This is a genomic window from Streptomyces sp. NPDC005799 (genome assembly GCF_040630525.1).
GTDB lineage: Bacteria > Actinomycetota > Actinomycetes > Streptomycetales > Streptomycetaceae > Streptomyces > Streptomyces griseorubiginosus_B.
This window is the reverse complement of record NZ_JBEXXQ010000077.1, coordinates 13,486-28,343: the sequence shown is the minus strand read 5'-3', so window position 1 is coordinate 28,343 and position 14,858 is coordinate 13,486. Positions and strand designations below refer to the sequence as shown.

Annotated in this window: 15 protein-coding genes, 1 tRNA gene and 1 pseudogene; 14 read left to right on the top strand and 3 right to left on the bottom strand. The window is 71.8% G+C overall.

The genetic code is table 11. The features are described 5' to 3' along the window. The first annotated feature begins 128 nt into the window (after positions 1-128). The 7 genes and pseudogenes from ABZ453_RS45535 (at position 129) to ABZ453_RS45505 (ending at position 5,721) form a co-directional block, all read left to right on the top strand. Complete coding sequence (locus ABZ453_RS45535) at positions 129-779, top strand: GntR family transcriptional regulator (RefSeq protein ID WP_359025112.1); 651 nt, start codon at positions 129-131, stop codon at positions 777-779. Positions 780-822: 43 nt separating this feature from the next. Then, positions 823-1,572, top strand: coding sequence for a PIG-L deacetylase family protein (locus ABZ453_RS45530; RefSeq protein ID WP_359025110.1), 750 nt, complete (start codon positions 823-825; stop codon positions 1,570-1,572). Next, positions 1,569-2,273 (top strand): 4-carboxy-4-hydroxy-2-oxoadipate aldolase/oxaloacetate decarboxylase, encoded by a 705-nt coding sequence (locus ABZ453_RS45525; RefSeq protein WP_359025108.1) that lies wholly within the window; start codon positions 1,569-1,571, stop codon positions 2,271-2,273. The genes ABZ453_RS45530 and ABZ453_RS45525 overlap by 4 nt, the downstream gene beginning before the upstream one ends. A gap of 23 nt (positions 2,274-2,296) precedes the next feature. Next, complete coding sequence (locus ABZ453_RS45520; protein ID WP_359025143.1) at positions 2,297-3,373, top strand: 4-oxalomesaconate tautomerase; 1,077 nt, start codon at positions 2,297-2,299, stop codon at positions 3,371-3,373. Then, on the top strand, positions 3,370-4,320 hold the full coding sequence (locus tag ABZ453_RS45515; protein ID WP_359025107.1) for a VOC family protein: 951 nt from the start codon (positions 3,370-3,372) through the stop codon (positions 4,318-4,320). The genes ABZ453_RS45520 and ABZ453_RS45515 overlap by 4 nt, the downstream gene beginning before the upstream one ends. 16 nt (positions 4,321-4,336) lie before the next feature. Continuing rightward, positions 4,337-4,860: pseudogene (locus ABZ453_RS45510) on the top strand (hypothetical protein); the annotation flags it as partial. Positions 4,861-4,941: 81 nt separating this feature from the next. Next, on the top strand, positions 4,942-5,721 hold the full coding sequence (locus tag ABZ453_RS45505) for an alpha/beta hydrolase (protein ID WP_359025105.1): 780 nt from the start codon (positions 4,942-4,944) through the stop codon (positions 5,719-5,721). Positions 5,722-5,804: 83 nt separating this feature from the next. On the opposite strand, the gene ABZ453_RS45500 is transcribed toward ABZ453_RS45505, so the two are convergent. The 3 genes from ABZ453_RS45500 to ABZ453_RS45490 form a co-directional block, all read right to left on the bottom strand. Then, positions 5,805-6,737 (bottom strand): alpha/beta hydrolase fold domain-containing protein, encoded by a 933-nt coding sequence (locus ABZ453_RS45500; protein WP_359025103.1) that lies wholly within the window; start codon positions 6,735-6,737, stop codon positions 5,805-5,807. 151 nt (positions 6,738-6,888) lie between these two features. Further along, positions 6,889-7,308 (bottom strand): BlaI/MecI/CopY family transcriptional regulator, encoded by a 420-nt coding sequence (locus ABZ453_RS45495; RefSeq protein WP_359025101.1) that lies wholly within the window; start codon positions 7,306-7,308, stop codon positions 6,889-6,891. 408 nt (positions 7,309-7,716) lie between these two features. Then, on the bottom strand, positions 7,717-8,289 hold the full coding sequence (locus tag ABZ453_RS45490) for a helix-turn-helix domain-containing protein (protein WP_359025099.1): 573 nt from the start codon (positions 8,287-8,289) through the stop codon (positions 7,717-7,719). 271 nt (positions 8,290-8,560) lie between these two features. On the opposite strand from ABZ453_RS45490, the gene ABZ453_RS45485 reads away from it, so the two are divergent. From ABZ453_RS45485 to ABZ453_RS45455, 7 genes are all read left to right on the top strand, one after another. Then, positions 8,561-10,018 carry an MFS transporter gene (locus tag ABZ453_RS45485; protein ID WP_359025097.1) on the top strand — a complete coding sequence of 486 codons (1,458 nt, stop codon included), beginning with the start codon at positions 8,561-8,563 and terminating at the stop codon, positions 10,016-10,018. Positions 10,019-10,114: 96 nt separating this feature from the next. Beyond that, positions 10,115-10,188: transfer RNA gene (locus ABZ453_RS45480), tRNA-Pro, on the top strand. 196 nt (positions 10,189-10,384) lie between these two features. Then, positions 10,385-12,157 carry an ABC transporter ATP-binding protein gene (locus ABZ453_RS45475; RefSeq protein ID WP_359025095.1) on the top strand — a complete coding sequence of 591 codons (1,773 nt, stop codon included), beginning with the start codon at positions 10,385-10,387 and terminating at the stop codon, positions 12,155-12,157. Positions 12,158-12,509: 352 nt separating this feature from the next. Beyond that, the gene (locus tag ABZ453_RS45470; protein WP_359025093.1) at positions 12,510-12,884 is read left to right on the top strand and encodes a hypothetical protein; all 375 of its coding nucleotides are present in this window, start codon (positions 12,510-12,512) and stop codon (positions 12,882-12,884) included. 39 nt (positions 12,885-12,923) lie between these two features. Further along, on the top strand, positions 12,924-13,583 hold the full coding sequence (locus tag ABZ453_RS45465) for a hypothetical protein (protein WP_359025091.1): 660 nt from the start codon (positions 12,924-12,926) through the stop codon (positions 13,581-13,583). Positions 13,584-13,694: 111 nt separating this feature from the next. Beyond that, positions 13,695-13,805 (top strand): putative leader peptide, encoded by a 111-nt coding sequence (locus ABZ453_RS45460; RefSeq protein WP_355756035.1) that lies wholly within the window; start codon positions 13,695-13,697, stop codon positions 13,803-13,805. A 151-nt stretch (positions 13,806-13,956) separates the two neighbouring features. Next, a complete protein-coding gene (locus tag ABZ453_RS45455) occupies positions 13,957-14,832 on the top strand; it encodes a glutathione S-transferase C-terminal domain-containing protein (protein WP_359025088.1) in 876 nt (291 codons plus the stop codon). The last annotated feature ends 26 nt before the right edge of the window (positions 14,833-14,858 follow it).

Below are 14,858 nucleotides of genomic sequence, written 5' to 3'. Positions count from 1 at the left end.
TGATTGAGTTAAGCAAGGGAATGGGTGATGGTCCGCACCGCCCGTGCGTGCAATATGGCGTACAAAATTGTTGACAATTCTGTCGGACTGGTTTTAGGTTCGACCCGCGCTCACTCAGGAGGGCAGCGATGCCGAACGAAGCCCGTCCGAGCACCGGGGAGCAGGCCAAACAGCATGCGCTCGCGCAGCTGCGGCAGGCGATCCTGCACGGCGAGATGGCACCGGCACAGCGACTGGTGGAGAACGAGCTCGCCGAGCAGTTCGGTGTGACACGGGCCAGCATCCGTGCCGCACTCATCGATCTCGAGGCCCAGGGCCTCGTCGAGCGGATCCGCAACCGCGGCTCGCGGGTGCGGGTGGTGACCGTCGAGGAGGCGGTCGCCATCACCGAGTGCCGCATGGTCCTGGAAGGACTGTGCGCGGCCAAGGCCGCCGCCGTGGCCAGTGACGAGCAGCTCGCCGAGCTGACCGAGCTGGGCACGGCGATGACCAAGGCCGTGGCCGACGGTGAGCCGGTGACCTACTCCGAGCTCAACCAGGAACTGCACGCCAAGGTGCGCGAGTTCTCCGGCCAGCGCACCGCCGTCGACCTGCTGGAGCGGCTCAACGCCCAACTGGTCCGTCACCGTTTCCAGTTGGCGTTGCGGCCGGGCCGTCCGCAGCACTCCCTGAAGGAGCATCTGGCGATGATCGAGGCGATCAGGGCCAGGGACCCGCAGGCGGCCGAGGCGGCCGTCCGCGCGCACCTCACCAGTGTGATCGAGGCGCTGCGCGACTGAACGTGCGACGGCGGGCGCACACCGGAAAAGGGGAGTTCGAGCAATGACCCAAGACACCGTGTCCGCCGCCCCACGGTCCACCCTCGTCGTCACCGCGCATGCCGGGGACTTCGTGTGGCGGGCGGGCGGCGCCATCGCCCTGGCCGCCGCCCGCGGCGAGAAGGTCACCATCGCCTGTCTGACCTTCGGCGAGCGCGGGGAGTCCGCCAAGGCGTGGCGCGAGGGCAGGAAGCTGGAGGAGATCAAGGCGATACGCCGCCAGGAGGCGGAGAAGGCGGCCGCCGTGCTCGGCGCCGAGGTCCGCTTCTTCGACGCCGGCGACTACCCGCTGACCGCCTCGGCCGAGCTGACCGACCGGCTCGTCGCCGTCTTCCGCGAGGTCCAGCCCGACGTCGTGCTCACCCACCCGACCGAGGACCCCTACAACGGTGATCACCCGGCCGCCAACCGCATGGCCCTCGAGGCCCGCATCCTGGCGCAGGCCATCGGTTACCCGGGCGAGGGCGACATCATCGGCGCCCCGCCGGTCTTCTACTTCGAGCCGCACCAGCCCGAGATGAGCGGTTTCCGGCCGGAGGTCCTGCTCGACATCACCGAGGTGTGGGACACCAAGCGCCGGGCGATGGAGTGCCTGGGCGCCCAGCAGCACCTGGGGGACTACTACTCCGACCTCGCCGTGCGCCGGGGCGTCCAGCTCAAGCGCAACGCGGGCCCGAACCTGGGCCTGGCGCACACCACCAAGGCCGAGGCGTTCATGCGGCCGTTCCCGCAGATCGCGAAGGAGCTGGCATGAGCGGGGTGATCGTCACCAACCCGCCGAAGGCGGACGCGAAGGACGTCGAGGCGCTGGCCGGGTTCGGGGTGGCCACCGTCAGCGAGGCGATGGGCCGTACCGGCCTGCTGGGGCCGGACATCCGCCCCATCCAGCAGGGCGTACGAGTGGCCGGCACCGCCGTCACCGTGCTGAGCTGGCCAGGCGACAATCTCATGATCCACGCGGCGGTGGAGCAGTGCGGCGCGGGCGACCTCCTCGTCGTCACCACCACCTCGCCGTCCACGGACGGCATGTTCGGCGAGCTGTTCGCCACCGCCCTGCATCGGCGTGGGGCGCGCGGGCTGGTCATCAACGCCGGGATCCGGGACACCCAGGAGCTGCGCGAGATGGGCTTCGCCGCCTGGGCCCGGGCCGTCTGCGCGCAAGGCACCGTCAAGGCCACCGGCGGCTCGGTCAACGTCCCCGTCGCCATCGACGGACAGGTCGTGCGCCCGGGCGACGTGATTCTCGCCGACGACGACGGTGTGGTCGTCGTCCCCCGCGAACGCGCCCGCGAGACCGCCGAGAAGTCGGAGGCGCGCGAGGCCAAGGAGGCCGCCTCGCGCGCCGCCTTCCTCGACGGCCAACTCGGCCTGGACCGCTACGGCCTGCGCGAGAAGCTCAGCCAACTGGGCGTCGAGTACCGCACGTTCGAGGAGTACGAGGGGGAGCGGCCGTGAGTGACGGGGTGCCCTGTCTGCTGATGCGCGGCGGCACCTCCAAGGGCGCCTACTTCCTCGCGGGCGACCTGCCCGTCGAACCCGCCGAGCGGGACGCCCTGTTGCTGCGGATCATGGGCAGCCCGGACGAGCGGCAGATCGACGGCCTGGGCGGCGCGCACCCGCTCACCAGCAAGGTCGCCGTCGTCTCGCCCTCCGCCGACCCGGAGGCGGACGTCGACTACCTCTTCCTTCAAGTCGCCGTCGACAGGCCTGTGGTGAGCCACCGTCAGAACTGCGGGAACATCCTCGCCGGCATCGGTCCCTTCGCGGTCGAGCGCGGGCTCGTACCGGCGGGGGAGCGGGAAACCTCCGTGCGTATCCGCATGGTCAACTCCGGCGACCGCGCGACGGCGACCTTCCCGACCCCGGGCGGACGCGTCGACTACACGGGGGGCGCCGAGATCTCCGGCGTGCCGGGGACGGCCGCACCGGTCGTCATCGAATTCCCGGCCGGGGCAGGGCCGTTGCTGCCCACCGGCAACGTCCGCGACGAGATCGCCGGAGTGCCCGTCACCTGCGTGGACAACGGCATGCCGACGGTGCTCATCGCGGCTTCCTCCCTCAAGGTCACCGGCTACGAGACGCCCAAGGACCTGGAGGAGGACGTCGCCCTCGCCGACCGGCTGCGGGAGATCCGCCTGGAAGCAGGCCGGTTGATGGGCCTCGGCGACGTCTCGGACACCACCGTGCCCAAGCTGACGCTGCTCGCCCCGCCCCGGGACGGCGGCGCGGTGAGCACCCGGACCTTCATCCCGGTCCGCTGTCACACCTCCATCGGCGTGCTCGGCGCCGCGAGCGTGGCCGCCGGGCTGCGGATCGAGGGCGGCGTGGGCGCGGAAGTGGCCGAGGTCGACACGGGCGGCGACCGCGTCCGCATCGAACACCCCACGGGATTCCTGGACATAGAGAGCAGCCTCGACACGACCGCCGACGGGCCGCCCCGCGCCCGCCGCACCGCCGTGGTCCGTACCGCGCGCAAGATCTTCGACGGCACCGTCTTCCCCCGCTCCGCCGGGACGGCACCGGTCCCCCCGCACCCCCGAGGAGGTCAGCGATGACTCCGCCGCTCGGCGACATCGCCCACATCGGCCACGCCCAGCTCTTCACCCCCGACCTGGACGCCAGCGTCGCCTTCTTCACCGACTACCTCGGCCTCACCGTCAACGGCGAGGACGGCGACACGGTCCGTCTGCGGACCTTCGACGACTACGAGCACCACAGCCTCGTCCTCACCGCCCGCGCACAGCCCGGCATCGGCCGTCTCGCCCTGCGCTCCTCCAGCGAGGAGGCCCTGCACCGCCGTGTCGAGGCGATCGAGGCGGCGGGCGGCAGCGGCACCTGGGTCGAGGACGAACCCGGACTCGGGAAGCTGTACGTGACCACCGACCCGGACGGACACGAGCACGCGCTGTACTGGGAGAGCGAGCACTACCGGGCCCCCGACGAGCTGAAACCGGCACTGAAGAACCAGCCGCAGGCCAAGCCCAACCGGGGTGTGGGGGTACGCCGCCTGGACCACGTCAATTTCCTCGCCGCCGACGTGCTGGCAGGCGCCGAGTTCCAGGAACACCTCCTGGGCGCCCGCCCCACCGAGCAGATCCAACTCGACTCGGGCCGGATCGCGGCCCGTTGGCTGACCTTCGGCAACAAGTCGTACGACGTCGTCTACACCGAGGACTGGACCGCCTGCACGGGCCGGCTGCACCACATCGCCTTCGCGACCGACACCCGCGAGGACATCCTGCGCGCCGCCGATCTCGCCATCGACACGGGCGTGTTCATCGAGACCGGGCCGCACAAGCACGCCATCCAGCAGACGTTCTTCCTCTACGTCTACGAGCCCGGCGGCAACCGGATCGAGCTGTGCAACCCGCTCACCCGTCTCGTGCTCGCGCCCGACTGGCCGCTGATCACCTGGACCGAGGAGGAGCGGAAGAAGGGGCAGGCCTGGGGGCTGCGGACCATCGAGTCGTTCCACACGCACGGCACACCGCCGATCGGCTGAGCCGCCCCGGCCGGGCGCCTCCTTCGGCGGACTGCTCCTGGTGTACGGCGTCGCCACCTGGCCGCCCACCCTGATGCGAACCGAGGGCTATGAGCTGACCAACGCCCTGACCTTCGTCGTCGTCCTCATCCTCGGCGGCATCGTGGGCATGCTGGTCGCCGGCCGCGCGACGGACAGGTTCGGCTCCCCGCGCGTCTCGGCGATCTGGTTCGCGCTGACCGCCGCCGGCGTCTACCACCGCCGTCGGCCGGGCCTCCGGCATGGGCCGCTTCGGCGCGGTCCTCGGCCCGTGGCTCGGCGGCCGGCTCCTCGCCGCCGGCAACGCCGACTGGGGCCGGGGGCACGCAGGGCGCAGGCGACACGGCGCGGCGGAGGAGACCCCGGCACATCGGTGAACTGGGCAGACCCCCGACCGCCGGCTTCACCGCCTTCGCCCTCGCCGGAGTCTCGTCCATGCTCTTCATCGGCATCGCGGCCCCGCGCACACCGAGGTCGCCCACCCCGGCAACCACCGACCAGCAGCTGCTCGTCACCCACTGACCACCGCGGAGGCACAGGCACGACGCCGGCCCATGGGGCACACGGGATGCGGGAGGGCGTCGGGGGAGTCACGCTCGGGGTATGACGGAGCGATGGGACGTACGGCGGGCCGGGCCCGTCGATGCGGTGCACCGGGTGCTGATGATCCCGGGCGGGCTGTGCTCGACCGGGTTCTACGCCGATGTGATGGCCCAACCCGCGCTCGCCGGGCTGGGCATGGTCGCCGTGACCATGCCGGGATTCGCCGGGACGCGGGCGCCCGGGGACGTCAGCATGGAGTACTACGCGGAGCTGATGGCACGGTTCGCGGCCGACAACGACTGTGACATCGTCGTCGGGCACAGTCTCGGGGCGAACGTGGCCATCGAGATGGCCGCGGCCGGACGGTTCAAGGGACCGCTGGTCCTGCTGTCGCCGACCTTCTCGCGTGCGGACGAGGCGACGTTCCTCACGGTGCTGAACGCGGTGGGCCGCGTGCCGCTGCTCGGGCCGGCCTCCTGGACGGGCATGCTCAAACTGATGCCCAAGGCGATGAAACGGGAACTGCCCCCGCACCGGGCCGAGGAGCTGCTCTCGGACGTGGCCGCCAACGATCCCGCCGTCTGCCGCCGGATCGTACGGCGCTACTACGAGTACCTGGGCCGCCATCCGGCACTGGTCCCACGGCTGTGCGAGGCCGCAGTCCCGGCGTGGGTCGTGCGCGGCGGCCGCGACGAGATCGGTCTGACCGACGAGGAGCGGAGAGAGCTGGAGGCCTGCCCGCACGTGCGGATGGTCACCGTGCCGGATGCCGGCCACATGCTCGTGGTCCAGCAGCCCGAGCGGGTCGCCGCCGTCATCGCGGAGGCGGCGGCGGTCTGACCCGTCACGATCACCAGGTCCGGCACGGCGACGTCCACCAGGGACGTGAACGCTTCCCGGGCCGCCGCACCGGGGCCGATCCCTTAGGCGTCCGCCCCCGCCTCCTGTATGTGACGGGCGATCAAGGCATAGGTCTCCCGGGCCCGTTGGTCGTCCGAGGCGTCGTATCCGTGATCGACGCCCGGTACATCGCGGTACTCCACCAACGCTCCCGCCGCCCGCAGACGGTCGGCGTACCGTGCGCCCTCCGCCTTGAGCAGATCCAGCTCGGCCGTGATGACCACCGCCGGTGCGATTCCCTTCAGGTCGGCCGTGTCCGAGGGGTGTGCGGGCGACACCAGCCGGTCGGTGCGCGACGCCGGGTCCGGGACGTACGACGTGTCGAAGACGTCGGCCATCCAGGGCCGCAGCACCGGTTTGGCGGCGGCGCCGTGCTTCTCGCGGGCGTTCGTCGCCAGGTCCAGCGGCGGATAGTGCAGGACCTGGAGGGCGATGGACGGGCCGCCCTCCTCCAGCGCCTGCCGTGCCACGGCCGCCGCGAGGCCGCCCCCGGCGCTCTGTCCGCCGACGGTGAGCCGGGCACCGTCCCAGCCGTGCTCCGCGCCGTGTTCGGCGACCCACCGGACGATCTCGTACGCCTGCCGGGGCGGCGCGGGGAAGGGATGCTGCGGGGCGACGGCGTAGTCGACGTTGACGACGACCACGCCCGCCTCGGCGGCGAGGAAGCGGCACAGCGGGTCGTCGATCTCCGTCAGGGCTACGACGTACCCGCCGCCATGGAAGTTGACGTGGACGGGCGGTGTCCCCCCGGTGGCCGGCCGGTAGACCGTGGCGCGGGCGGGAGCGACCGACGTGGGGACGGTCAACTCGTCGACGGTGCGCGGGTATTCGGGGAACCTCGCGTGGGACGCGGCGGCGGACCCGCGTCCGCCGGATCGCCGGTCTGCCAGCCGGGTCAGGCGCTGCATGGTTCTGGCGGCGACGACGGCCACCGCGGGCCGGGCCAACAGGGACATACCGGCTCCCTTCGAGGGCATGCTTGAGGGCACCAATCATCAGGATTCCTGCTGATCGGTGGAGGGGAAGATAGCACGCCGACGTGTGCCACCGGCGACGACCCGTCGGCGACCTCGGGGAAGGGGGACGCAGGGGCTGATCCGCGCCGGCTCAGGGTCCCTCGGTCGTCGAACCGTTCCCGTCGGCGCGTCCGGCGTTGCTCCGAGCGAGCAGTCGGTGGAGCAACTCCTCATCCTCACGTGAGAGTTCGGAGACGAAGCGGCTGAGCACCGCCTCGCGGTCGGAGCCGTGTTCCAGTAGTGCGTGCATCTGCTCGGCGGTGTGGGAGGCCTCGTCGCGCACGGGCGCGTACGCGTAGCCCCGTCCCGCGCGGTTGCGGACCAGCATCCCCTTGTCGTGGAGCCGCGACAGGATCGTCAGCACGGTGGTGTAGGCGAGGTCGCCGGGCAGCCGGTCCAGGAGCTGCCGGGCGGTCAACGCGCTGTCGGCCGCCCACAGCGCGGCCAGCACACCGCTCTCCAGCTCACCGCGGGCCCGCCTGCCGGATGCCTCGCCCTTCCGGTCGCGCACCGCACCTCACCGTCCTTGGTCGCCCGGCGCCTCAGCCTACTCGCCGGACTACTACGTCCTGTAGGACGTGACAGGACCTTCCGTGGCCGGCCCGGACGAGGGCCTCACCCCCGCCCGCGACACCGTCGCGCCCTCACCGGACGCCCGTCGAGACTCTTCCGGCGCCCTGCGGCGTGATGTCCACCGCCGCACACCTCGCCGCCCGGCGCCTCGGCCGCACCCCGGTGCTGTGGACCTGCCGGGGCCAGGACCGGACCGCCCGAGCCACCCCGGACTCCGTGCACCGCACCGTCGTACGCGATCTGCGCGGCGGCACGATCCTGCCGCGCGATTGCGACTGCACCTCCGCGCCCGGCGCCCGGCGCTCGGCCCTCGGGGGTGTTCCGGATCCTCGGCTCACGGGTCTGATCAGCGGGCGGTGGCGCGGACCCCGTCCAGGGCGATGGCGAGCACGCGATCGCGCTGGGCGTCGTCGTCGAAGGCCGTCGCGGTGATGCCGGCGACCATCCGCAGCAGGTCCATGAAGTCCATGTCCTTGCGGGCCTCACCGGCCTCCTGGGCCCGCTCGAACAGCGGTCCGCCGGCCGCGTACATCGACTCCCGGCAGGCCTGGAAGATTTCCGACTCGTCGTTGAGCGCCTCACGCACCGCCCGCTTGGTCACCATGTAGTCGGTGAACCGCCGCAGCCACGTCGTCAGCGCGTCCCAGGGCTCGAGGCCGGCGACCTCGCCGGCGACCCGGCACAGCTCGTTGACCTCGTCCGCGTACACGCTCTCGAAGAGGTCCCGGCGGGTGGGGAAGTTGCGGTACAGCGTGCCGATGCCGACGCCCGCGCGGCGGGCGATGTCCTCCAGGGACGCGTCCGCCCCATGGGCCGCGAACGCCTCGCGGGCCGCGTCCAGCAGGGCGTCGTAGTTGCGTGCGGCGTCCTTTCGGTGCGGCCGCCGCGACGCCACGATCTCGCCGACGGGGAACGTCACGGATGCCTCCTGAACGTGACTGATACGGAGGGTCACCTCCGCTACTTGAAACGGAGGAGTGCCTCCGATACAGTGGAGGCGTACCTCCACTTTAGCAGTGCGGGTGCGTCCGCCGTGGATCAACGCGTCCCGCTCATCCGCCCACCAAACCTTTCCGCGACCGCTCACCGCGGCCGTCGGCGTGCCCGTGCCGCCCCACCGGCGCCCCGGGCCCGTACGACCGTGGCCAGAGAACCCCGGCCGCACCCCGTTCGTTCGGAGAGGCACGTCCATGCCCCGCAAGTCCACCCGTCTCACCTTCGCGGTCCTCGCGACCGGCGCCGGTGTGTTCGCCATGCTGCAGTCGCTGATCGCGCCGGCCCTGCCGACCGTCCAGCACGCGCTGCACACCTCGCAGTCCACCGCGACCTGGGTGATGACGGCCTACCTGCTGTCCGCCTCCGTCTTCACCCCGATCCTCGGCCGCGTCGGCGACCTGATCGGCAAGAAGCGCACCCTCGTCGCCGTGCTGCTCGTCGTCCTGGCCGGCTGTCTGCTCGCCGCGCTCGCCCCGACCATCGGCGTGCTGATCGTCGCCCGCGTCGTGCAGGGCGTCGGCGGCGCCCTCTTCCCGCTGTCCTTCGGCATCATCCGCGACGAGTTCGAGGTCTCCCGGGTCAGCGGCAGCATCAGCAACCTGTCCGCCGTCATCGCCGCGGGCGGGGGCGTCGGCATCGTCGCGGCCGGCCCGATCGTGTCCGCCCTCGACTACCGCTGGCTGTTCTGGATACCCGTCGGCGTCGTCGCGATCACCGCGCTGATCGCCCTGCGCTATGTCCCCGAGTCGCCCAACCGGGCCCAGGGCAACGTCAGTTGGCTCGGCGCCGGTCTGCTGTCGGCTTGGCTGGTGGCGCTGCTGCTGCCGCTGAGCCAGGCGAGCGTCTGGGGCTGGGGCTCGATCAGGGTCGTCGGCCTGTTCGCCGCGGCGGTCGTGCTGTTCACCGCCTGGCTGCTGTCCGAGGCCCGCTCCCGCACCCCGCTGATCGACCTGCGCGTGATGCGGCTGCCCGCCGTGTGGACCACCAACGCCGCGGCCCTGCTGTTCGGCGCCGGCATGTACGCGCTGTGGTCCTTCCTGCCCGGCTTCGTCCAGACGCCGAGCTCCGCGGGATACGGCTTCGGCGCGAGCGTCACGACGTCCGGACTGCTGATGCTGCCGATGCTGGTGGCCATGTTCATCTCCGGCATCCTCAGCGGCCGGCTGGAGCCCGTCGTGGGCGCCAAGTCCCTCCTGACGACCGGTGCCGCGCTCGGCGCCGTCGCCCTCGGACTGCTGGCCGCCTGGCATGACGAGCAGTGGCAGGTCGCCCTGGTCTCGGGCGTGTTCGGCCTCGGCATCGGTCTGGCCTTCGCCTCCATGGCCAACCTGATCGTCGGCAGCGTCCCGGCCTCCCAGACCGGCGCCGCGACCGGGATGAACGCCAACATCCGCACCATCGGCGGCTCCATCGGCGCGGCCGTGACCAGTGTCCTGGTCACCGGGCACCTCCAGCCCTCGGGCCTGCCGTACGCCTCCGGCTACACCCACGGCTTCGCCCTGCTGGCGGTGCTGTGCCTGGCGGCGGCCCTGGCCGCCCTGCTGGTGCCGACGGCACGCGCGGGGCGCCCCGGCCCCACGGCACGGGCCGCCTCCGTCCCGGCCGAGGCCGAGGCCGAGCCGCGGACGGTCACGTCCGGCACCGCGAGCTGACGCCCGGAGCCACGCCCACCGGGCCCGGCGGGAACACCGTCCCGCGTACGGTAAAGTCGACCTGCCTGATCGCACGGGTCACCGCGCGAGAGGCACCGGGACGTGGCGCAGCTTGGTAGCGCACTTGACTGGGGGTCAAGGGGTCGCAGGTTCAAATCCTGTCGTCCCGACGGTTTCACAGCGGGTCTGCCGATGACGGCAGGCCCGCTGTTTTTTCTGTCCCTGCACGGGTCTGCCCGGAAAACGCTTGGACCGGGTGGGTTTGTTCTTGGGACACTCCCATGCCTGACCTGCCCGCACTCGCGACCACTCAGGATGGGAATGGGATTACCCGATGCTCGCGCGGCCACGCCGCGCAGGGGCTCAGTGCTTCTCGCACTTCGCTACTACGGACGGGAACTGGCCCGGCTGCGCCGGATGACGGTTCCCGCGCTGCTGCTGCCCGCCCTCGGCAACATCGGCCTCAACTACCTGGCGCCGCTGGTCGTCGCCAAGCTCGTCGCCCGTATCTCCGACGACCACGGCATCAGGCTCGGCGCGACCCTGCCGTACGTCCTCGTCTTCGCCGGGGTGATGCTGCTCGCGGAGGGAGTGTGGCGCGTCGGGCTGCACTGCCTCAACCGTCTGGACGCCCTCGGTATCGAGCACCTCTACGTCCTCGGTCTGGACGAACTGTTCGCGAAGGACGCCGCGTTCTTCCACGACAACTTCGCCGGGGCGCTGACCAAGAGGGTGCTCAGCTTCGCCTCCCGCTTCGAGGAGTTCGCCGACACCCTCACCTTCAACATCGTGGGCAGCCTCGTACCGCTGCTGTTCGGCTCGGTGGTGCTGTGGCGCTACCAACCGTGGCTCGTCGTCGGGCTGTTGGCGATGATCGCGGTGACGGCGGTGTGCGTCGCGCCGCTGATCCGGCGCCGTCAGGCCATCGTCGACCAGCGCGAGGAGGCGATCGCCCGGGTGTCGGGCCATGTCGCCGACAGTCTGATGAACATGGAGACGGTCCGCGCCTTCGCCGCCGAGCGGCGCGAGGCCGCCGAGCACCGCAGGCGGGTCGCCCACTCGCGCCGGCTCATGCTCCGGTCGTGGGACTACGGCAATCTGCGCATCGACACCCTGGTCGCGCCGATGTCCGTCCTCACCAATGTGCTGGGCCTGTTGCTCGCGGTCGCGCTCGGCGGGGGCGGTCACGGCGTGGAGGCGGTCGTGGTCGCCTTCACCTACTACACCAACGCCACGAAGATCATGTTCGACTTCAACCAGATCTACCGCCGGCTGGAGAGCTCGATGACGGAGGCCGCGCAGTTCACCGAACTGCTGCTGGTCCCGCCCACCGTGCTGGACCCGCCGTCCCCCGAGCCGCTGCTGCCGGGACCGGCCGACGTCCGCTTCGAGCGGGTGGACTTCACCCACGGCGGCGGCGAACCGCTCTTCCAAGGTCTCGACCTGGCCGTGGCCAGCGGCACGAGGATCGGACTGGTCGGCCGCTCAGGCGGGGGCAAGACCACGCTGACCCGGCTGCTGCTGCGGATGATGGACATCGACGCGGGCCGCATCCTGATCGGCGGCCAGGACATCAGCCGGATGCGCCAGGCGGATCTGCGCGGCCTGATCGCGTACGTGCCGCAGGACCCGGCGATGTTCCACCGCACGCTGCGGGAGAACATCGCCTTCGCCCGGCCCGACGCCACCGACGCCGAGATCCGCCGCGCGGCCCGGGCGGCGCACGTCACGGAGTTCGCCGACGCCCTGCCGGACGGCTTCGACACCATGGTCGGCGAGCGGGGCGTCAAGCTCTCCGGCGGCCAGCGCCAACGCGTCGCGCTGGCCCGGGCGATCCTGCGGGACGCCCCGATCCTGCTGCTCGACGAGGCGACCAGCGCACTGGACTCCGAGAGCGAGATCCTCGTCCAGGAAGCCCTGTGGCGGCTGATGGAGGGGCGGACCGCGCTGGTGGTCGCGCACCGGCTGAGCACGGTCGCCGGCATGGACCGGCTCGTCGTCCTCGACCGCGGCCGCATCGTCGAACAGGGCACCCACCAGGAACTCCTCGCCTCCGCCGGCGCCTACGCCAAGCTCTGGCAGCACCAGTCGGGCGGCTTCCTGACGGACGACAGCCCGGCGGGCGCCGACCTGCACTGAGCCCGGTTTCAGCAGCACCCCGGCCCGCCGGGCACACCGGCGGCGGTGACAGCGTCCGCAGGCTCCCGGGCTCACGGCTGTCGGTCCGCATCGGGTCCGTGGCTGACGGCCGGCGCCTGAACTCCGCGGTCCGGCCGCCGGCTTGGGGAGGACGACGGTCCCGACGGTGCCGAATGGGCATCGCCGGGCAGGAAACGGCCGAACAACGGCGACGTCCCGCCGCCGGTCGTGCGATATCCGTCGACTCCGCTCAAGCCCCGAGGAGCCGGTCGACCCGCCGATAGCTTCCTCGTGTCGTCACGCCGGTGATCGTCACCGGGTGCCGCCGAGGAAGCCGTACGGAGGTGGGTGGATGGACCCGGGGACACTGGTGGCGCAGGCGCTGACCGCGGGGGTGGGTGCGGGTCTGAGCGGCGCCGCCTCGTCGGCGGTGTCCGAGTGCTATGCCGCCCTGAAGCAGGCGCTCGTGCGGCGGCTCGCGGGCAGGCCCGGGGCCCTGGAACGCATCGAGCTGCTGGAGCGCCGGCCGGGCGGATCGGCCGAAGGGCTTGCTCACGACCTGGTCCTGGCCGGTGCAGTGGACGCCGAGGTCGTGGAGCACGCCCGGCGGCTGTTGGCCCTGACCGCCCCGGACGCGGGACCGCCCGGGACGTACCGGGTCGATCTGCGGGAGGCCCGGGGCGTACAGGTCGGCGACGGCAACACCCAGCACAACACGTTCGGTTAGGCGCCCGACCGACACCCACGGGCCGCAGAAAGCACCGCCATGATGAGGAACAGCCGGACCAACGGCGCCCAGGCCGGCGACGGCAACGTCCAGCACAACACCTACCTGCCACCGCAGAGGGCCACGCGCCGCCGCTCCCGGGACTACGCGCCCACGGCGACCGTGACGGCGGGCGACCACTCCACGGTCACGCAGAAGAACACCCATCTGAAGTTCTCGGTCCCCGTCATCGGCCCGCTGCTCGGCATGGCCTCCGCCCATCCCGTGATCGCCGGCGTGGCCGCGGTGACGCTCCTCGGGGGCGGCGGTCTCGCGACCTCGGCCGCGCTGTCCAGCCCGCAGCCCTCCGTCTCCACCGCGCTGGTCCGCGGGTTCCGCATGATGGACCCCGGGGGCACGCCGACCGGCTACGACTTCAGCCACACCCCGCCGGTCCCGGCGGGCACGAGTACCGACGCCATCTACGTCTCGGGCGGCTTCCTGGCCGCGAGCAACGGCAAGCTGGCCTCCTGGAACTCCGACAAACTTCCCACCGCGGCGGACTGCCGCAAGGCGGTGGCGGAGAATCCCGTGCGGCAGACCGTGACCGCCGTCCACTACCTCACGTGCTACGTCGACCGCAACGGCAACCCCGGCTACATCCTGGTCACCGCCGTCGGAAGCGAGTACACGACCATCGACACCGCTCATCTCCGCTGACCTCACCGGGAAAGTCCACCGGGGCGTCCGCCATGCGGGACGCCCCTCTTGACGTGGTTCGCGGTCGGATCGACACTCACTGAGGGAATCCTAGTGAATAGGTAGGGAAACATGAGGCGCCTTGAACCGGTCACCGTCCGCGTGGTCCGTTCGCCTCTTCTGACCTCCCGCCGTCACATCGATCTGCTGCGAGTCTGCAGCGCGATCAGGCCCCAGGGCTGAGCCGCGGCCCTTCCCGCGCCGACACCGCCCCCTCGGGGGCGCCCGTCCGGCGCGCACGGGTGAGCCCTGCTCCCAGGACCGCCGCCCCATTCCCGCCCGCCCGACGTCGCTTCCGCCGCGCGTACGTCCGCGCCCGCTCCCGGGGAGAGTCATGACCATCGCACCGCCGGTCGCCCACACCACCGCCCACGCCACCGATCGACCCGCGCCCGCCTTCCGGGGCCGCATCGGCCGGGACGCGCGCAGCGGCCACTACGCCGTTCCGGGCCGCTACCGCCTCCATCTGTCGACCGCCTGTCCCGACGGCCTGCGCATCGCCGTCACCCACAGCCTGCTCGGCCTGGACGCCGTCTGTCCGGTGACCCGGCTGCCCGCCGTGCCCGACTGCCCCGAAGGCGGCCACTCGGCCCTGCGGCCGCTGTACGAGGCCAGCGCCCACCGCTACCGCGGACCGGCCGTCGGACCGGTGCTCAGCGACGACTGGTCCGGACGGATCGTCAGCACCCACGCGCCGGACATCATGCGCGACCTCGCCCGCCGTTTCTCCGCCGGCGGTACCTCCCTCCACCCGTGCGGCGCGGAGTCGGAGATCGAGGCCGTGGAGCGCATGTGCCGGGAGGGGATCGAGGAGGCGGCGCAACGGGCCGGGTCGGCCGGTGAGGACGCGATGGTATGTGACACGGCACTGACCACCCTGCTCGACACCCTGGGCGCACTCGACCGCTGGCTCACCGGCCGCACCTACCTGATCCGTGACGAAGTCACCGCAGCCGACGTCGAGTTGTGGGCCGCGCTGGTCCAGCTCGACACCGTGCACCGCAACCACCTGGACGCCGCCGCCGTCCAGCGCATCGCCGACCATCCCACCCTGTGGGCCTACGCCCGCCGGCTCGCCGCCCACCCGGCGTTCGGCGGCCACCTCGACCTCGACGGCATCGAACGCCGTCACCACGCCCGCTGCCAGGGCCTGGAGGCCGCCGGAGCGGCCGTACGGATCCTGGACTGGGCGGCCCACGCCACCCGTTAGCCGTTCCACCTGGTGGACGGGCGTTG